Genomic DNA, 18,689 nt, shown 5'->3' with positions numbered 1-18,689 from the left:
ACTGTCCAAGATCTGCGGGTGGACCGGGCGGTGCGGGGGCTGGTGGCGGATGACGGGCTCGTGGTGGACTGCGAGTGTGGGGTGGCTACGCTCCTGGCGTCCCACGGACTGACCCGGAGGTTCTGGTGCCGCAGCATGACCCGTCGGCCGACGACCCGGACGCCGCGCCCCCGCGAGCTGACGCCGCCGCACCCTCGCGAGCGGACGCCGCGACGACACCCACTGCGGCCGAGACGAGATTGACCGAGCCCGCAACGCCACCGGTCGGGACGCCGCCTCCCGTACCGGTGCCGGCACCGGGGATCGACCCGGAGGAGCCGCCGGCCGTGCCGTCGGGCAAGTTCGGTACGCCAGGTCGGCCACTGCGACGCAGCAGCTTCCTGATCGGCTTCACGGGCGCGCTGGGTGTGCTGCTGGCGTACACCCTCTATCTGGGGATCCGCAATGCCGGCGGCATCCTCGTGCTGGTGGTGATCGCGCTCTTTCTCGCGGTGGGCCTCAACCCGGCGGTGGTGCGGCTGCGCGCCTGGGGCGTGCCCCACGGCCTGGCGGTGACGGTCGTGGCGTTGACAGTGGTGCTGCTGCTCTGCGGGGGCGTGGTGGCGCTGGTCCCGCCGATCGTGACGCAGTCCGGTCAGTTCATCGACCAGATCCCGAGCCTGCTCGACGAGTTGCGCCGGAATCCGACGGTCAATGACCTGGTGGAGCGGTACGACGTGGTGGAGCGGGTGCAGGGCGCGGCCAACGCGGACACCATCGGCCGGGCGCTCGGCGGGGTGCTCGGCGGCGCCCAACTGATCTTCGGCACGGTGTTCCGGACGTTGACCGTGCTGGTGCTGACCATCTACTTCCTGGCCTACTTCAACCGGCTGCGCTCGCTGGGCTACTCGTTGGTGCCCCGGTCGCGGCGGGAGCGGGTGCAGCTGATCGGCGACGAGATCCTGGCGAAGGTCGGCGCCTACATGGTCGGCGCGTTGAGCATCGCCGTGCTGGCCGGCGCGACCACCTTCGTCTTCGCGTTGATCGTCGATCTGCCGTACCCGTTCGCGCTGGCCGTGGTCGTCGCGGTGACCGACCTGATCCCGCAGATCGGCGCAACCCTGGGCGCGGTGATCGTGAGCCTTGTCGGTTTCGCCGCCGACCTGCCCACCGGCATCGCCTGCGCGGTCTTCTTCCTGATCTACCAGCAGGTCGAGAACTACCTCATCTACCCGAAGGTGATGCGGCGATCGGTGGAGGTCAACGAGGTGGCCGCCCTGCTGGCCGCGCTGCTCGGGGTGGCGCTGCTGGGCGTGGTGGGCGCGCTGATCGCCATCCCCACGGTGGCCGCGCTGCAACTGATCCTGCGCGAGGTGGTGCTCCCCCGTCAGGAGCGGAGTTGACTGTCAGTCGGCCGGCCCGGGGACGGGCGTGTCCGCGAAGGCGGCCACGGTCCGGTCGGCGTACGCGCTGACGTCGCCAGCCTCCATCGGGCCGTCCCAGGTCGTCGGCAGCGGCACCTCGACGGCGGGGTTGACCCGCTTGACGATCTCGTCGAGCACCGTCTCGGCGTCGCCGACCCAGAGGTGCTTCGCGCCGGGCACCCCGACCACCTCGGCCTGCGGCACCGCGGCGAACCGCTCCCGCGCCTCGGCCGGGCGCAGATAGTCGTCGAACTCCGGCACCAGCGCCACCAGCGGCCGACCCGAGTCGGCCCAGGTGGCCAGGTCCTCGGGAGCCGAGAAGCGCAGCGGCGGGGAGAGCAGGATCGCCCCGGCGACCGCCGGGTCGCAGCCGTACTTCAGGGCCAGGTCGGTGCCGAACGACCAGCCGACCAGCCAGATGTCGGGCAGCTCGGCGAACTCCGCGTACTCGATGGCGGCGGCCACGTCGTAGCGCTCGCCCACCGCGCCGTCGAAGGCCCCCTCGCTGGTGCCGCGCACACTGCTCGTGCCCCGGGTGTTGAACCGCAGCACGGCCAGGTCGGCCAGCGCGGGCAGCCGCCACGCCGCCTTGCGGAACACGTGGCTGTCCATCATCCCGCCGTGGGTGGGCAGCGGGTGCAGGCAGACGAGGGTGGCCACCGGGGGCCGGTCGGCCGGCAGGGCCAGTTCGCCGACCAACCGCAGACCGTCGGCGGTGTGCAGCTCGATGTCCTCCCGGCGGCCGGGCAGGATCGACGACGCGCGGATCGCTGTGCTCACCGCCCAAGTCTGTCGCGAACTCGCCGCCGCCGCCCGCCCAGGCACGAACAGGGTGATCCAGGTCGCTCGCTCAGTAGCGCGGCGTGCCCCGCCCGCGCTGCACCGCCGGGCCGCGCCGTTCCCGGGCACGCCAGCACCCGCTGTGCCAGTGCCGGCGGTCGGTCAGGTCACCCAGGCCGTCGGCGGGCCAGGCCACGAGGTGCGCCACCCCGGGTCGGATCTCCTGGTCACAGCCGGGGCAGCGGTAAGTCTTGACCGACGCGCCCGCCCCGATGCCGCGTACCTGCCAGGCGCCGTCGGTCCACTGCTGCACCGAGGCGACACCCTGCCGGACGCGATCGGCGTCCAGGTTGGCGTTCTCGTCCCGACGAGGGCGGTTGCGACGGGGGCTCACAGTCACCAAGCGTACGGTCCGGCGGGCGGGAGGGCCCGGGGCGGTCACCAGGTCGTGGGCCGGTCCAGGTGCTCGGCCACCTGCGCCCCGCTCAGCACCGTGGCCGCGTCCGCCTCGGTGTACCCCTGCGCCGGCCAGCCGAAGTTGGCGGTCAGGTGGGCCTTGGGGAAGCCGAGCAGCTCAAGCTCCCCGCTCCGATCGACATGCGCTATTTTGCCGTTTATTTCACGGTTTCCTGTGGTACGGCTTCCGGCAATGCCGACCGCGTACTGCAACTCGACCTGGATGCCCCCCGGGCTGCTCCCGGTGACCGTCAGCTGCACGCCGAACGCGGCCGGGAACGGCGCCACCGTCACCTCGCACCTCGTCACCTTCGCCCCCGCCGGCAGCGTCGTGAGCCGCAGCGGCCCACCGCAGCGGTGCGCCTGGTCGAGCCGCAACGCGCTGGCCGCCTCGAACAGCTCCCGCTCGTCGTCGGCGATGGCGGTGGCCCGGGCGTACACCCCGGGGGCCGGTTGCCAGTGCCGCAACCAGACCGTGACGCCGTACGGCCCCGCGGCGTGCGACACCGACCCGTCGAAGACGCCCTCGGTGATCAGCTCCGGTACCAACGCCGGCAGCCCGGGGGCGCGCATGGGCAGTGCCTCGGCGGACGCGGAGAGCTCCAGCGTGACCGTGTGGCCGTCGACGTCGAGCCGCGCCATCTCCACACCGCTCTGCACGGACCAGGAGAGGTAGCGGAACCCGTCCGAGGCGAACCCGAAGTGCAGCAACTGCGGGTCGGCGCCGAGCAGATCCGGTCGGGCGGCCGCGCCCGGCACGTCGTCGACGCGCGGCGGCACCACTGCCACCACGGCATCCGCCGGCAGACCGGGACCCGGCGGCACGTCCGGGCCGGAGTCGACCAGGCCCACCGGGTCCGTCACCACGCCCAGACCCAGGATCGCCACCACGCCGAGCGCGAGACCGGCGGCGGTACGTCGACGGCGTACCCGGCCGCGTCCCCGCACCACGGCGGCGGCCAGCAGCCGGTCGGTGTCCACGCTGCCCTCGGCGCGCTCGCGCAGCGTCTGGTTGATCCGCTGGTCGAGGTCGGTCACGGTCGGCTCCCGTTCGTCGTCGGGACGCCGCAACGCTCCCGGAGGTTGGCGAGGGCCCGCATGGCGTGGGTGCGGACGGTGACCGGCGAGCAGTTCAGGATCTGGGCGATCGTGGCGTCGTCGAGGTCCTCGTAGTAGCGCAGCACCAGCACCGCCCGCTGACGGCCGGGCAGGGCGAGGATCAGCCGCCACATCTCGTCCCGGTCGGCCGCCTCGCCGCCGACGTCGCCACGGTGCGGTCGGTCGCCGACGGCGTCGATGACCACTTCCCGGTTCGAGCGGCGTCGCCACCAGGAGTTGTTGGCGTTGACGAGCATCCGGCGCACGTACACGTCGGGCCGGTCGGCGCGGGAGATCCGACGCCAGTGCACGTACGCCTGGGACAGCACCTCCTGGGTGAGGTCCTCGGCCCGGTGCTCGTCACCGGTGAGCAGTCGGGCCAGCCGGACCAGGGCCGGGCCGCGGCTGCCGACGTACTCCTCGAAGGTCACATCCTGTAGACGCGGCCGGGGCCCTCCGGCGTTGACCGGCTCAGCGGTGCGAGTGGTCGCGGAAGCCGCGGCGGGTCTTGCGGCCCAGGTAGCCGGCGGTGACCAGGTGCTCCAGCAGCGGCGCGGGCGCGAAGCCCGGCTCGCGCAGTTCCAGGTACAGCTCCCGCTGGATGGCCAGCGAGACGTCCAGCCCCACCACGTCGAGCAGCTCGAACGGGCCCATCGGGTAGCCGCAGCCCAGCTTCATGGCGTGGTCGATGTCGTCGGCGGTGGAGTAGCTGGCCTCCAGCATCTTCACCGCGTCGTTCAGGTACGGGAAGAGCAGCGCGTTGACGATGAACCCGGACCGGTCGCCGCAGACCACGCCGGTCTTGCCCAGCGCGGCGCAGACGGCCCGTGCGGTGGCGGTGGCCTCCGGGGAGGTGCGGATGGTCTGGACGACCTCGACCAGCGGCATGACCGGCGCCGGGTTGAAGAAGTGCAGGCCCACCACGTCGGCCGGCCGCTGGGTGGCCATCGCCACGTCGATCACCGGCAGGGACGAGGTGGTGGTGGCCAGCACCACGCCCGGCTTGCAGATCTCGTCGAGGCTGGCGAAGAGCGCCTTCTTCACGCTCAGCTCCTCGACGACCGCCTCGACCACCAGGTCGACGTCGGCGAGGTGGTCGAGCGTGGCCGACCAGCTGATCCGGCCGAGCGCGGCGTCCCGGTCGGTCTCGGTGAGCTTGCCGCGCACCACGCCCTTGTTCAGCGAGGTCTTCACCGCCTCGCAGACCGCCGCGGACTTCTCCGCGCCCCGGGTCACCGAGACGACCTCGTAGCCGGCCTTCGCGAACACCTCGATGATCCCGGTGGCCATGGTCCCGGAGCCCACGACGCCGACCTTCGTGATGGCCCGCGCGCCGTCGGCGAGCGCGGCGTCCGTCGCCGGCGGCGTCGCCTCGTCGGGTACGACGACCGGGGAGCCCGGCCGCTGGTAGGTGTAGAAACCCCGGCCGGACTTCCGGCCGAGCAGCCCCGCCGTCACCATCTGCTTGAGCAGCGGCACGGGGGCGTGCCGGCGGTCCCGCCCACCGCGTCGGTACATCGTGTCCAGGATCTCGTACGCGGTGTCCAGGCCGATCAGGTCCATCAGCGCCAGCGGGCCCATCGGCAGGCCGCAGCCGAGCTTCATGGCCGCGTCGATGTCCTCCCGGGTCGCGTAGTGCGCCTCGAACATGCCGACGGCGTGGTTGAGGTAGCCGAAGAGCAGCGCGTTGGCGATGAAACCGGCCCGGTCGTTGATGGTGACGTCGACCTTGCCCAGCCGGGCGCACAGCGCCTCGACGTCGGCGACCACCTCGGGTGCGGTGACGACGGTGCGGACAACCTCGACCAGCTTCATCACCGGTGCCGGGTTGAAGAAGTGGATGCCGATCACCTGGTTGGGCCGGGTGGTGGCGACCGAGATCTCGGTGACGCTCAACGACGAGGTGTTGGTGGCGAGGATGGTGTCCGGCCGGCAGACCCGGTCCAGCTCCGCGAAGATCCGCTGCTTGAGGTCCAGGTGCTCGGGCACGGCCTCGATCACCAGGTCCACGGAGTGCAGGGCGTCCAGGCCCACCGCGAAGCGCACCCGCTCGTGCAGCGCGTCCCGGTCCGCCTCGGCGAGCTTGCCCTTGGCCACGGCGCGATCGGTGGAGCCGGTGAGGGTGGCCCGGCCGCGCTCCAGCGCCGCTTCGGAGATCTCGACCGCGAGCACGTCGATGCCGTTGCGGGCGAAGACCTCGACGATGCCGGCACCCATGGTGCCCAGCCCCACCACACCCACGGTGCTGAACTCGCGCGCCACGAACGGCCTCCCCAGACACTCCGCACGGCCACTGAACGGCCGCTAAGGTTATGCGCGCGAGTCTGCCACGTGACGCTCGGTTGTCGAGACGCCGTGGGATATTTCACCCACGGTGCGCCCCTATGCCGCCGACATGTCGGTCAGTGCGAGCAGCTCCGCGACGAACTCCGCCGGGCGTTCCAGGTGCGGGCTGTGCCCGCAACCGGGCAACACCACCTCGCGGTACGCGCCGCCGGCCGCCGCGTACCGCTGGAGCACCGCTCGGGTCTGGCCGATCATCGGCTGCGGCGGGCAGGACTCCTCACCCGGCCAGCCGGGCACGACACCCAGCGAACCCAGGTACGCCAGGTCGAACAGCGACGTGTCCGAGACGATCACGTCGGCGTCCCCGCGTACCCAGGTGACCGGCGGTTTGGGTGCGACGGCCACCAGCTCGTCGGCGAGCCGGAACCAGGTCGGGGCGAGCGCGTTGAGCACGCCGCGCTCCCCCGGCGCGGTACCCGGCCAGTTCGCCGACGGCACCGCCGTACCGGGGTAGTTGTCGTCGCCGGTCGCCGTGGACAGGACGCTGTCCAGCAGCAGTTCCTCGTCGGTGCCCAGCACGGCCGGATCGGCCACGTAGGTGGCCCGCAGCACCGCGCGCGGGCTGGCCGGCGCGTCGGCGCCGCGATCACCGGCGGCGAGCCGCGCGACGAAGTCGGCGTTTGCCGTCCCGGCACCGGTGCCGGCGAAGTCGGGGGTGGTCGGCGTGCCGGTCAGGTCGCGGGTTCCACCGAAGCCGTACGGCGACACCGGCGCGGCCAGCAGCAGCGCGCCCACCCGGTGCGGGTGGTCGACCAGCAACCGCATCGCCACTCCCCCGCCCAGGGAGTGCCCGACCACCACGGGCCGGCCGCTGCCGCCGGTGGCGGTGGCGGTGGCGGTGGCGCTGGCGCTGGCGCTGGCGAAGAGCGTCGGGTCGTCCAGCAGGGCGGCGATGTCGTCGGCGAAGTCCCGCAGGCCCCGCGTGGCGTCCACGGGAGCGGTCGCGGAGTCGCCGTACCCCCGTAGGTCGGGAGCGACGACCCGCAGCGTCGGTGGCAGCCGCCGGAGCAACGGCTCCCAGAACAGCGAGGACGAGCAGTTGCCGTGGATCAGCAGCACCGGAGTGCCGTCCGGCGGGCCGGCGACCCGTAGCGCCTGGGTGGTGCCGTTCGCCGTCACGACCCGCTGCTCGCTCTGCATCCGCGGCATGTTGCCACGCCGTTCTCCGCCGGTCCAGGTGCGGGACAGCCACCCCGCGGCACCGCCGGAGTGTGGCGCACCACCAGTCGTGGCCCCGGCCGCCCACACACCGGCGGGCGGCCGTCGCCGTGGGTCAGCGGCGGGCGCTGGGCGGCGTGGCCAACGGCAGGGGCAGGGTCGGTCGGATGTCCCGCCGGGACACCCCGAAGCTGAGCCCGACCGGATCCGTGTGGGCGACCCCCGGGTCGAACAGGCGCAACTCGGTGCGGCCGAGCCGGATCACGTCGCCGTCGGCGAGTCGTTCCACCTGGGTGATCCGGCGGTCGTTGAGCCAGGTGCCGTTGGTCGAGCCCAGATCACGCAGCGACGCGCCCTCCGAGGCCAGCCACACCTCGGCGTGCCGGCGGCTCAGGTGCGGGTCGTTGATGACCACGTGGCCGGTCGGCGCCCGACCGATCACCTGCGGCTCGGCCCGAAGGCGAAAGCTCGCTCCGCGCATCGGCCCACCAGCGACCGTCAACAACGGCAGTAGTTCCGGATGTTCCTCCATGGACAGTCAGCCCTCCACCCCACACCGTTACTCCGCGCGTCAGCCTGCCATCAGACGGTAATCGTCAATACCGACCAGCCGGTCAGCTCCTCGTCACCTCCCGGCCACCCACCGTTCGACGGTTCGGGCGGCCGGCCTGCGGCACCCGACCCCTGACCTGCACTGATCAACGAGCGGACGACCCGGGGCGACTTTCGTCCCCTCGATCCGAATTCGTGCCCTACCGGTGAGTAATCTTCGGGTCTAGACTTCCGCCATGACGGCTGTGCATGCCCCCGGCACCCCTCTCATCGAGGCGGACGAGCTCGTCTCCACCAGTCCGGCCACCGGCGCCGAGGCGGGTCGCCTCCCGGTCGCCACCGACGCCGACGTACGCCAGGCCGTCGACGAGGCCCGCGCCGCCAGCGAGTGGTGGGCCGGCCTGGGCTTCAGCGGCCGCCGGCAACGGCTGCTGCGCTGGCGCGCACTGCTCGCCCAGCGGATTGAGCAGCTCGCCGAGCTGGTGCACGTCGAGGGCGGCAAGCCGGTCCCCGACGCCATCGTCGAGATCGTCACCGCGATCGAGCACGTCGACTGGGCGGCACGCAACGCCCAGCGGGTGCTCGGCCCCCGCCGGGTCCGGTCGCGGCTCATCCTCGCCGAGTTCTCCGGGCACCTGGAATACCAGCCGTTCGGCGTGGTCGGTGTGATCGGCCCATGGAACTATCCGGTCTTCACCCCGATCGGCTCCGCCGCGTACGCCCTGGCCGCCGGCAACGCCGTCGTGCTCAAGCCCAGCGAGTACACGCCCGCCGTCGGCCAGTGGCTGGTGGACACCTTCGCCGAGGTGGTGCCCGAGCAGCCGGTGTTCACCGCCGTGCACGGCCTCGGTGACGTGGGCGCGGCGCTGTGCCGCTCCGGCGTCGACAAGGTGGCCTTCACCGGCTCCACGGCGACCGCCCGCAAGGTGATGGCTGCCTGCGCCGAGACGCTGACCCCCGTGCTGATCGAGGGCGGCGGCAAGGACGCCATGATCGTCGACAGCGACGCCAACCTGGACGCCGCCGCCGAGGCGTGCGTCTGGGGCGCCATGACCAACGCCGGCCAGACCTGCATCGGTATCGAGCGGGTCTACGCCGTCGACGAGGTCTTCGACGCCTTCGTCGACAAGGTCGTCACCCGCGCCGGCCGGCTGACCGTGGGCCCGGAGGGCGCCGACATCGGCCCGATCACCATGCCCGCCCAGATTGAGGTGATCCGCCGGCACATCGACGCCGCGGTCAGCTCCGGCGGTCGCGCCGTGCTCGGCGGCCCGGATGCGGTGCGACCTCCGTACGTGCACCCGACCGTGCTGGTGGACGTTCCGGAGGAGTCGGCCGCCGTCCGCGAGGAGACCTTCGGCCCGACGCTGACCATCAGCCGGGTCCGCGACGCCGACGAGGCCGTCGCCCGCGCCAACGCCCTGTCGTACGGTCTCGGGGGTTCGGTCTTCGGCCGGCGGCGTGCGGTGGCCATCGCGCGGCGCCTGCGCTCGGGGATGGCTTCGATCAACTCCACCCTGACCTTCGCCGGGATGTCCACGCTGCCGTTCGGCGGGGTCGGTGACTCCGGCTTCGGGCGGATCCACGGCGAGGACGGCCTGCGCGAATTCGGCCGCGCCAAGGCCATCACCCGGCGTCGGGCACGATCGCTGCTGCCGTCGATGACCTTCGAACGCACCCCGACCGACGTGGCACGCCTCATCAAGGCCATCAAGGTGATGTACGGCAGATGAGTGTCGGATAACCGATCTCGACGCTGATCGGCGTATCCACATGTTTATTGGTTGTGCTCGCGGCGGTACATTGCGTTAAATGGGCCACAATCGATTGCGCCACCGCCTTGTCGACAGTGACCAGTCGTGGAGCGCCCGGCAGCGGCGTCGTCGTTCGGACTGGCTGGCGCGCACCTTCCCCGACATCGGCGACATGCACGTCGTCGACCTCGGCGGCCGGCTCGGCACCTGGCACCGCGCCACCGTCCGACCGGCCCGGGTCACAGTGGTCAACCTGGAACAGCCGCCCGCCGCAGTGCCGGAATGGGCCCACGTCGAACAGGCCGACGCCTGCGACCTGCCACCCCACGTCGCCAACGGCGCGTACGACCTGGTCTTCTCCAACTCGGTGCTGGAGCACGTCGGCGGGCACGAACGCCGGCTGCGGTTCGCCGCCGCGGCCCGGTCACTTGCCGATCGCCACTGGGTGCAGACGCCCTACCGCTATTTCCCCATCGAACCGCACTGGATCGCGCCGGGCATGCAGTTCCTGCCGATCCGACTGCGCACCGCGCTCGCCCGCCGCTGGCCCCTCGGGCACAAACCCACCCGCAGCCACGAAGCCGCGATTCACCAGGTGCTCTGGACCGAACTGCTGGACCGTTCGCAGATGCGCCACTACTTCCCCGACTCGCGGATGCTCGTCGAGCGGGTGGCCGGCCTGCCGAAGTCGCTGATCGCCGTTCGAACCGGGGCGTGAGCGGTCAGAAGAGGGTCAGCTCGTCCTTCTCGATGCCGCGCAGCCGGTCGTAGTTGACGACCACGCACCGGATGCCGCGGTCGGCGGCGAGCACCCGGGCCTGCGGCTTGATCTCCTGGGCGGCGAAGACGCCGGTGACCGGGCTGAGCAGCGGGTCACGGTTCATCAGTTCGAGGTAGCGGGTCAACTGCTCCACCCCGTCGATCTCGCCACGCCGCTTGATCTCGACGGCGACAGCACCGGAGTTGGCGTCCCGGCACAGCAGATCCACCGGGCCGATCGCCGTCATGTACTCACGGCGCACCAGCGTGTACCCCTCACCGAGCACACCCGGATTGGCCGCCAGCAACTCCTGGAGGTGCGCCTCGACGCCGTCCTTGCGCAGGCCGGGATCCACACCCAGCTCGTACGAGGTGTCCTGGAAGACCTCCTCCAGGGTGATCCGCAGCTCCTCGCCGGCCTTGTTGACCACCCGCCACACGCCGGGGGCCTCCTCCAGCCGACACGGCGGGCTCATCCAGTTCAGCGGCTTGTACGCACGATCGTCGGCATGGATGGACACCGACCCGTCCGCCTTCACCATCAACAGCCGGGTGGCCAGCGGCAGGTGAGCCGAGAGCCGTCCGACGTAGTCCACCGAGCACTTCGCAATGACCAACCGCACCCGACGAGGGTAGCCGAGCCCCCGGCGACCACCACCGAGCGGCACTGGCGCGTCGGTGCGATGCTGAGACGGTGTTCGAAGTCCTCACCGGCACCGGCCTCGCCGCCTCGGCGGGGCTGAACGCCTACATACCCCTGCTCATCCTCGGCCTACTCGGCCGTTACACCAACCTGATCGACCTGCCCAGCGGTTGGACGTGGCTCGGCAACGGCTGGGTCATCGTCATCCTGGCCGTCCTGCTCGCCGTCGAGATGGTGGCGGACAAGGTGCCGGTGGTCGACCACATCAACGACGTGGTGCAGACAGTCGTCCGACCCACCGCCGGCGGCCTCGCCTTCGGGGCCGGTTCGTCCTCGGAGACCGTGACCGTCAGCGACCCGGGGAGTTTCTTCACCTCCCACCAGTGGGTGCCGGTGGCCACCGGCGTCCTGCTCGCCTTCGGCGTGCACCTGCTCAAGTCCGCCGCGCGGCCGGTCGTGAACGCGACCACCGCCGGGTTCGGCGCCCCGGTGGCCAGCACCGCCGAGGACGCGACAAGCGTGGTCGTCTCGCTGATCGCGATCATCCTGCCGGTGCTGGTGCTCGCCTTCCTGGTGGGCCTGGTCGTCTTCATCTACTGGTTCTTCCGTCGACGATCCGAACGCCGTCGCGAACGCGAGGCGGCCCGCGCCGCCGGCTTCCGCGTCTGACCGGGGGCCTTCCTCGCGGCGAGCACCGGCTTCGCGGCGCCGGCGCCTTCAGATCTTGGACAGTTTCCGTCAGCTGGTGACGGGAACTGTCCAAGATCTCCCGGGCACGACGATGGCCGGCACCCCGGGGTTCGGGGTGCCGGCCAGGTACGCCGATGGCCGGCACCCGTTGTCGGGTGCCGGCCATCGGTCGGTGCGGTGGGTCAGCTGTTCCAGTGCTGGGCAACCAGGTCGGTGGCCTGCTGCTCCCACTGGGCGTACGCGTCGGGGTAGGCCGAGACCTGCACGGTCTGCGCGGCGTCGGTCAGGGGCATGTCCTGCCAGCCGTCGACCTGCTTGAGGCCCTTGAGGAACGCGGTCGTGGAGTACTCCGGGTTGGTGATCTGCTCGGGGGTGCCCCAACCGGAGGTGGGGCGCTGCTGGAACAGGCCCAGCGAGTCGTGGTCGTTGGCGTCGCCGAGGTGACCCAGGTTCTCCAGCTTGGACTCCTGCAGGCTCGTCGCGATCGAGATGACCGCGGCGCGCTCGGGCAGGCCGGCCTTCTTCGTGGCGGCGATGATCGCCTTGACGTTGGCGGTCTGCTCGCCGTTGAGGTCGATGTGGGACTGGTCGCCCTGCGGCTTCGGCGCCGTGGTGTGCACCGCGGCGGCGGCGGTGGGCTTGGCGTCGACGGGGTTGGCGTGGGCGGCGATCGGGCCGGCGAAGACTCCACCGGCGAACGCGAGACCGGCCACGGACAGCATGCTCTTACGGAAGATCGTGTTCATGGGGGTAGCTCCTTCGGGGGTAGGAACACCCGCCTCACCGCCGGGGAGCGGCGACGCGGATGTGAGCACCTCGTCCGGCGCTGCACAAAACAAGGGGAAAAGATGTGGGGGCGGCCTGCGGGCTGATCGCCTCGTAGCGCCCGAGGGGCGGCAGCCGGCGAGCGGGGGGCTCGCGGCGCCTGGACGGTGTGTAACGACCCGCGATCCGGGGTCATTCCCGGCGGCCTGCGAGGCGGGCTCGCGGTGCCGGACCGTGTGTAACGACCCGGGGTCCGGGGTCATTCCCGGCTGCCCGCGAGGGGGGCTCGCGGCGCCGGACCACGTGTAACGGCCGACCGTCCGGGGTCATTCCCGCGGCGGCCCGCGAGGGGGCTCGCCGCGCCGGACCGTGTGTAACGGCCGGCTGTCCGGGGTCATTCCCGCGGCGGCCCGCGAGCGGGGCTCGCGGGCCCGGACCGTGTAACGGCCGCCGGGCTGGGGTCATTCCCGCGCCCTCGCCGGGGCCCCGGGGGCGGGGTCACGGGGTGTTCGGGGGTCTGCAACGACCCGGCCCGACCGGCCATTTCCCACCCGGTCGAGCGGACGGGGGCGGGCCGTGGTCCTGCGATCGTCAGGGTATGCAACGACCCCCGGCCCGCCACAATTCCGGCCCACGGATGCGACCGGTCACAACCCAGCGACCGCCCAGAAACGGACATCCCGCCTATTCCGACGCAGCGGACGCGGCGGACGCGGCGGGCGGGGTGTGGCTGGGTGGTGATCGACTCGGGTTCGCCGATATCGGGGTATCCGGGACCGGTTGATACCCCGATATCGGCGAACCCGTGTTGATCACGCCCGTTTCGGCCTGCCGAAACCGGCAGACACCCCGACATGGCCGACCGCGCGCTTCGATCACGCCGACCGGTCGACACCCGACATCGGGGACCTCGTGTCGATCACCTCGGTGCGGGACATCCGGCGGCTTTGACACCCGACATCGGTGATCCCGCGTCGATCCCGGCCCGCCGGTTGGCACCCGACACCGGCGAGCACGTGTCGATCGGGTCCGACATGGGATATCCAGGCGCTGGCACCCGACATCGGGGACCTCGTGTCGATCTCGTCGGCGCGGGTACCCGGCCCGGACACCGGGGGCCACGGCTGATCGTCAGGCGGACATATCGGGCCTTCGGCGACTGACAAATGCCTAGGATCGTGACAAGAAGCCTAGAGGAGGTCGGCATGACCACAGCGATGGAGATGCCCCGGGTCCAGGAATGTGTGGTCGCGGCATGTGCGTACAACCAGGGCGGTGACTGCCACGCCTTCGCGATCACCATCGGCAGCATGGACCACGCGCACTGCCACACCTTCGTCGAGTCGCCCGTCCGGGGCGGGGTGGACGGCCTCACCGCCCAGGTGGGTGCCTGCCAGCGTTCCGACTGTCGGCACAACGAGCAGTTGGAGTGCCACGCGTCGTCCATCAAGGTCGGCCCGGACAACGACATGGCCGACTGCATGACGTACACCAATCGCTGACCCGCCAAGCGGGCTCAGGGCAGGTCGTTGGCCTGCCGGATGACAGTCACCAGGTCGTCGATGATGCCGGTGAGGGCGAAGTCCTTCGGGGTGAAGACCCGGGCCACCCCGGCGGCCCGCAGGGTGTCGGCGTCGCTGGCGGGGATGATGCCGCCCACCACCACCGGCAGGTCCGCCCGGCCGGCGGCGCGCAGCCCGTCGAGGACGGCGGGTACGGCGGCCAGGTGTGAGCCGGACAGCACGGAGAGCCCGACCAGGTCGACGTCCTCCTCGACGGCGGCGGCCACGATCTGCCCGGCGGTCAGCCGGATGCCCTGGTAGACGACCTCGAAGCCGGCGTCGCGGGCGCGTACCGCGATCTGCTCCGCGCCGTTGGAGTGCCCGTCCAGGCCGGGTTTGCCGACCAGCAGCCGCAGCCGGCCGGTGCCCAGCTCACGGGCGGTGGCGGTGACGCGCTCCCGCACTGCCGCGAGGCCCGGGTCGCCTCCGCTGCCGGTGGCGCCGGCCAGGCCGGTGGGCGCCCGGTACTCGCCGAAGACCTGGCGGAGCGCGCCGGCCCACTCGCCGGTGGTCACCCCGACGCGCACGCACTCCAGGGTGGCCGGCATGAGGTTGGCGGTGGTCGCGGCGTCCGCGCGGAGCTGGGCCAGCGCCGCGTCGACGGCGTCGTCGTCCCGACGGGCACGCCATTGACGTACGGAGGCGACGGCGGCCGCCTCGACCGCGGGGTCGACCTGTTCGACTGCCTCGGCGCCGGCTGCGGTGAGCGGGGAGGGCTCGGTCTCGGCGTACCTGTTGACGCCGACCACCACGTCGGCGCCGGACTCCATCCGGCGGCGGCGTTCAGCAAGCGAGGCGACGAGCGCGCTCTTGAGGTAGCCGGTCTCCACAGCGGCTACCACGCCGCCCAGTTCCAGCACCTTGTCCAGCTCGACGCGCGCTCCGGTGACGATCTCGTCGACGAGTGCGGTCATGACGTGCGAGCCGGCGAAGAGGTCGGGATATTCGAGCAGGTCAGACTCGTACGCCAGGACCTGCTGCATCCGCAGCGACCACTGCTGGTCCCAGGGGCGGGGCAGGCCGAGCGCCTCGTTCCAGGCGGGCAGTTGCACGGCGCGGGCGCGGGCGTCGCGGGACATCGTCACGCCGAGCATCTCCAGCACGATGCGCTGGATGTTGTTCTCCGGTTGCGCCTCGGTGAGGCCGAGGGAGTTGACCTGCACGCCGTAGCGGAACCGTCGCTGCCGAGCCTCGGTCACCCCGTACCGGTCCCGGGTGATCTCGTCCCAGAGCACGCCGAACGCGCGCATCTTGGCGATCTCCTCGACGAAGCGCACCCCGGCGTTGACGAAGAACGAGACGCGCTGCACCACGTCACCCATCCGCTCGGCGGGCACCTGGCCGGAGTCGCGGACCGCGTCGAGGACGGCGACGGCGGTGGCCAGGGCGAAACCGACCTCCTGCACGGGAGTGGCGCCGGCTTCCTGGAGGTGGTACGAGCAGATGTTCACCGGGTTCCACCGGGGCATCTCCCGCAGCGTGTACGCCACCACGTCGGCGGTGAGCCGCAGGGAGGCCGCCGGCGGGAAGATGTACGTCCCCCGGGACAGGTACTCCTTGATGATGTCGTTCTGGGTGGTGCCGGCGCAGCGGGCCAGTTCCGCGTCCTGTTCGAGGCCGACGGTGCCGTACAGGGCCAGCAGCCACATCGCCGGGGCGTTGATGGTCATCGAGGTGTTCATCTCGGCGAGCGGGATGCCGTCGAAGAGTGCCCGCATGTCCCCGAGGTGGGCCACCGGCACGCCGACCCGGCCGACCTCACCGGCGGCGAGTTCGTGGTCCGGGTCGTACCCGGTCTGGGTGGGCAGGTCGAAGGCGACCGACAGGCCGGTCTGCCCCTTGGCGAGGTTGCGGCGGAAGAGCGCGTTGGTGGCCGCGGCCGACGAGTGACCGGCGTACGTGCGCATCACCCACGGGCGGTCCCGCTCGGGCAACCGGCTCGGCGTCTCATCCATGGCCGGAGTCTAAGTTACCGTTCAGTAAAAGGAGCTGTGGAAAACCACACAGGTCCATGTCGCGGACGACCGGGTCCGAACGGCTCGCGGTGGCGCTGACCGCCACACCCTGGGCAGCGGGGTGTGGCGGTCAGGGCGCACACTGGACGGCATGCATGACGAGCTGGCCATCTCTGTCCGAGGGCTACGCAAGGCGTACGGCGACAACGTGGCCGTGGCGGGCGTGGATCTCGACGTCCACCGCGGTGAGGTGTTCGCGTTGCTCGGCCCGAACGGCGCCGGCAAGACCACCACGGTGGAGATCCTGGAGGGCTACCGGCGTCGCGACTCGGGCGAGGTGACGGTGCTCGGCACGGACCCGGCCCAGGCCGATCCGGGCTGGCGGTCCCGCGTGGGCATCGTGCTGCAGGGCACCGGGGAGTTCGACGAGCTGACGGTGGCCGAGGTGGTCCGGCACTTCTCCGGCTTCTATGCCGACGCCGACGACCCGGACAAGGTGATCGAGCGGGTCGGGTTGGCCGACAAGGCGAAGGCCCGGACGCACACCCTCTCCGGCGGGCAGAAGCGCCGCCTGGACGTGGCGCTGGGCATCGTCGGCCGCCCCGAGCTGCTCTTCCTCGACGAGCCGACCACCGGCTTCGACCCGGAGGCCCGCCGCGAGTTCTGGGAGCTGATCCGCGACCTCGCCGCAGCGGGCACCACCATCCTGCTCACCACCCACTACCTGGACGAGGCCGAGGCCCTCGCCGACCGGGTCGGCGTGATCGCTGGCGGTCGACTGGTCGAGGTGGCCGCTCCCAACCTGCTGGGCAATCGGCAGGAGGCCCTGGCCACGGTCTCCTGGCGTACCCCGGAAGGGACGGTGGAGAGCGCGCAGAGCGCGACGCCGACGGCCTTCGTGGCCGACCTCGCCGTGCGTTACGGCGGTGAGGTCCCCGGGCTCACGGTGACCCGGCCGACTCTGGAGGATGTCTACCTCACCATGATCGGACACGCGCGATGACGACCACGACCAAGCCGGCGACGCCGGTCGCCACGACTCGCGGCCGGCGGCCGGGTGCGGCTGCGCTCGCCCTGCGCCAGGGCCGGTTGGAGACCACCCAGTTCCTGCGCAGCCGGGAGTCGGTGGTCTTCACGATGGGTTTCCCCATCATCATGATCCTGATCTTCGCGTCGATCTTCCACGGCACGATCGGCGGCGGGGTCAAGTTCACCCAGTACTTCATCACCGGCATGATCGCGACCGGTCTGATGACCGTGAGCTTCCAGAACCTGGGCATCTGGATCCCGGTCGAGCGGGACCGGGGGGTGCTCAAGCGTTACTGGGGCACGCCGATGCCGAAGTGGGTCTGGTTCGCCGGCAAAGTGATCATGGTGGTGGTGATCGGCATCGCCGAGACGGCCCTGCTGTTGGCCGCCGCGGTGGCGCTGTTCGACCTCGACCTGCCCAGCACCGCCGAGAAGTGGTTCACCTTCGGCTGGGTAGCCGTGCTCGGGGTGACCGCGTGCACCCTGTGCGGCATCGCGATCTCGTCGCTGGCCCGCAGCGCCCGCAGCGGCTCGGCGGTGGTCACCCCGATCGCCCTGGTGCTCCAGTTCATCTCCGGGGTGTTCTTCGTCTTCACCGACCTGCCCACCTGGATGCAGCAGGTGGCGGCGCTGTTCCCGCTCAAGTGGATGTGCCAGGGGCTGCGCGCGGTCTTTCTGCCCGAGAGCTTCGGCGCCCAGGAGCCGGGCGGGTCGTTCGAGCTGGGCCGGGTGGCGCTGGTGCTCGCCCTGTGGTGCGTGATCAGCCTGGTGGTCTGCCTGACCACCTTCCGCTGGACCACCAAGCGCGACGGCTGAGCGGTCGACCGGGGCGGGTAACCGCCCCGGTCGTCGCGACTCAGTACGTGTAGAAACCCTTGCCGGTCTTGCGGCCCAGGTCGCCGGCGGTGACCATGCGCTGGAGCAGCTCCGGCGGGAAGAATTTCTCGTCCGCCGTGTCGGTGTAGATGTTCTTCGAGGCGTGCAGCAGCACGTCCACGCCGGTCAGGTCGGTGGTGGCCAGCGGGCCCATGGCGTGCCCGAAGCCCAACCGGCAGGCGGTGTCCAGGTCCTCCGCCGACACCACGCCGGACTCGACCAGCTTGACCGCCTCGACCACCAGCGCGGAGATCAGCCGCGTGGTGACGAAGCCGGCGATGTCCCGGTTGACCACCACGACCGTCTTGCCGATCTCCTCGGCGAAGGCCTTCACGGTGGCCAGGGTCTCGTCGCTGGTCTTGTAGCCGCGCACCAGCTCACAGAGCTGCATCATCGGCACCGGCGAGAAGAAGTGGGTGCCGACGACGGCCTCGGGCCGCTCGGTCACCGCGGCGATCTGGGTGACCGGGATGGCCGACGTGTTGGTGGCGAGCACCGCGTCGGACTTGCAGATCTTGTCCAGCGCACGGAACACCTCGTGCTTGATCTCCAGCCGCTCGAAGACCGCCTCGACCACGATGTCCGCGTCCGCCGCCGCCTCCAGGTCGGTGGTCGGGGTGATCCGCGCCAGCGTCGCCTCTACGTCGGACGCCTCGATCTTGCCCTTCTCGGCGAACTTCTCCAGCGACTTCCGGATGCCGCCGATCCCCCGGGTGGTGGCCGCGTCGTCCAGGTCGCGCAGCGTCACCTGCCAGCCCGCCTGCGCCGCCACCTGGGCGATGCCGGATCCCATCAGCCCGGCCCCGACGACTGCGAGTCGACCCGCCATCTGCTTCTCCCTCGCTGCGATTGAGTGCCTGCCT

18 protein-coding genes are annotated in these 18,689 nt (G+C 71.3%); 7 read left to right on the top strand and 11 right to left on the bottom strand.

Going from position 1 to position 18,689, the window contains the following annotated elements; all coding sequences use genetic code 11:
- The first annotated feature begins 287 nt into the window (after positions 1–287).
- The gene (locus AB0B97_RS22260) at positions 288–1,382 is read left to right on the top strand and encodes an AI-2E family transporter (RefSeq protein ID WP_357496256.1); all 1,095 of its coding nucleotides are present in this window, start codon (positions 288–290) and stop codon (positions 1,380–1,382) included.
- A gap of 3 nt (positions 1,383–1,385) precedes the next feature.
- Here the strand turns inward: AB0B97_RS22260 and AB0B97_RS22255 are convergent, their stop codons facing one another.
- The 7 genes from AB0B97_RS22255 to AB0B97_RS22225 all read right to left on the bottom strand — a co-directional run bounded on the left by AB0B97_RS22255 (position 1,386) and on the right by AB0B97_RS22225 (position 7,722).
- Entirely contained in the window at positions 1,386–2,234 is an 849-nt protein-coding gene (locus AB0B97_RS22255) for an alpha/beta hydrolase (RefSeq protein WP_357496254.1), read from the bottom strand.
- A 19-nt stretch (positions 2,235–2,253) separates the two neighbouring features.
- The gene (locus AB0B97_RS22250; protein WP_053658704.1) at positions 2,254–2,583 is read right to left on the bottom strand and encodes a hypothetical protein; all 330 of its coding nucleotides are present in this window, start codon (positions 2,581–2,583) and stop codon (positions 2,254–2,256) included.
- Between the two features lie 38 nt (positions 2,584–2,621).
- Entirely contained in the window at positions 2,622–3,677 is a 1,056-nt protein-coding gene (locus AB0B97_RS22245; protein WP_357496041.1) for a hypothetical protein, read from the bottom strand.
- Positions 3,674–4,168: a SigE family RNA polymerase sigma factor gene (locus AB0B97_RS22240; protein WP_357496039.1), complete on the bottom strand. Its 495-nt coding sequence runs from the start codon at positions 4,166–4,168 to the stop codon at positions 3,674–3,676. The genes AB0B97_RS22245 and AB0B97_RS22240 overlap by 4 nt, the downstream gene beginning before the upstream one ends.
- 40 nt (positions 4,169–4,208) lie before the next feature.
- The gene (locus AB0B97_RS22235; protein ID WP_357496037.1) at positions 4,209–5,999 is read right to left on the bottom strand and encodes a 3-hydroxybutyryl-CoA dehydrogenase; all 1,791 of its coding nucleotides are present in this window, start codon (positions 5,997–5,999) and stop codon (positions 4,209–4,211) included.
- A 120-nt stretch (positions 6,000–6,119) separates the two neighbouring features.
- Positions 6,120–7,223: an alpha/beta hydrolase gene (locus AB0B97_RS22230; protein WP_357496035.1), complete on the bottom strand. Its 1,104-nt coding sequence runs from the start codon at positions 7,221–7,223 to the stop codon at positions 6,120–6,122.
- A gap of 133 nt (positions 7,224–7,356) precedes the next feature.
- A complete protein-coding gene (locus AB0B97_RS22225) occupies positions 7,357–7,722 on the bottom strand; it encodes an FHA domain-containing protein (RefSeq protein WP_357496034.1) in 366 nt (121 codons plus the stop codon).
- 307 nt (positions 7,723–8,029) lie between these two features.
- Here AB0B97_RS22225 and AB0B97_RS22220 point away from each other — a divergent pair, with 307 nt between their 5' ends.
- On the top strand, positions 8,030–9,526 hold the full coding sequence (locus AB0B97_RS22220; protein ID WP_357496032.1) for an aldehyde dehydrogenase family protein: 1,497 nt from the start codon (positions 8,030–8,032) through the stop codon (positions 9,524–9,526).
- Positions 9,527–9,605: 79 nt separating this feature from the next.
- The gene (locus AB0B97_RS22215) at positions 9,606–10,265 is read left to right on the top strand and encodes a class I SAM-dependent methyltransferase (protein WP_357496030.1); all 660 of its coding nucleotides are present in this window, start codon (positions 9,606–9,608) and stop codon (positions 10,263–10,265) included.
- A gap of 4 nt (positions 10,266–10,269) precedes the next feature.
- Here AB0B97_RS22215 and nucS read toward each other — a convergent pair whose 3' ends face one another.
- On the bottom strand, positions 10,270–10,929 hold the full coding sequence (nucS, locus tag AB0B97_RS22210) for an endonuclease NucS (RefSeq protein ID WP_234582038.1): 660 nt from the start codon (positions 10,927–10,929) through the stop codon (positions 10,270–10,272).
- A gap of 71 nt (positions 10,930–11,000) precedes the next feature.
- Between nucS and AB0B97_RS22205 the strand changes: the two genes are divergently transcribed.
- A complete protein-coding gene (locus AB0B97_RS22205) occupies positions 11,001–11,618 on the top strand; it encodes a DUF4126 domain-containing protein (RefSeq protein WP_234582037.1) in 618 nt (205 codons plus the stop codon).
- Between the two features lie 203 nt (positions 11,619–11,821).
- Here the strand turns inward: AB0B97_RS22205 and AB0B97_RS22200 are convergent, their stop codons facing one another.
- Positions 11,822–12,385, bottom strand: coding sequence for a hypothetical protein (locus AB0B97_RS22200; RefSeq protein ID WP_357496028.1), 564 nt, complete (start codon positions 12,383–12,385; stop codon positions 11,822–11,824).
- 1,224 nt (positions 12,386–13,609) lie between these two features.
- On the opposite strand from AB0B97_RS22200, the gene AB0B97_RS22195 reads away from it, so the two are divergent.
- Positions 13,610–13,906, top strand: coding sequence for a DUF1540 domain-containing protein (locus AB0B97_RS22195; protein WP_357496026.1), 297 nt, complete (start codon positions 13,610–13,612; stop codon positions 13,904–13,906).
- A gap of 14 nt (positions 13,907–13,920) precedes the next feature.
- Here AB0B97_RS22195 and AB0B97_RS22190 read toward each other — a convergent pair whose 3' ends face one another.
- The gene (locus AB0B97_RS22190) at positions 13,921–15,921 is read right to left on the bottom strand and encodes a protein meaA (protein WP_357496024.1); all 2,001 of its coding nucleotides are present in this window, start codon (positions 15,919–15,921) and stop codon (positions 13,921–13,923) included.
- Between the two features lie 151 nt (positions 15,922–16,072).
- Between AB0B97_RS22190 and AB0B97_RS22185 the strand changes: the two genes are divergently transcribed.
- A complete protein-coding gene (locus tag AB0B97_RS22185) occupies positions 16,073–16,924 on the top strand; it encodes an ABC transporter ATP-binding protein (protein ID WP_234588737.1) in 852 nt (283 codons plus the stop codon).
- Entirely contained in the window at positions 16,921–17,766 is an 846-nt protein-coding gene (locus tag AB0B97_RS22180; protein WP_234588736.1) for an ABC transporter permease, read from the top strand. Before AB0B97_RS22185 ends, AB0B97_RS22180 begins: the two co-directional genes overlap by 4 nt.
- A 40-nt stretch (positions 17,767–17,806) precedes the next feature.
- On the opposite strand, the gene AB0B97_RS22175 is transcribed toward AB0B97_RS22180, so the two are convergent.
- A complete protein-coding gene (locus AB0B97_RS22175; RefSeq protein WP_234588735.1) occupies positions 17,807–18,655 on the bottom strand; it encodes a 3-hydroxyacyl-CoA dehydrogenase family protein in 849 nt (282 codons plus the stop codon).
- Positions 18,656–18,689 lie beyond the last annotated feature (34 nt).

It is taken from the genome of Micromonospora sp. NPDC049004 (assembly GCF_040649315.1).
Lineage (GTDB): Bacteria > Actinomycetota > Actinomycetes > Mycobacteriales > Micromonosporaceae > Micromonospora.
This window is presented reverse-complemented; position numbering and strand designations above follow the sequence as displayed.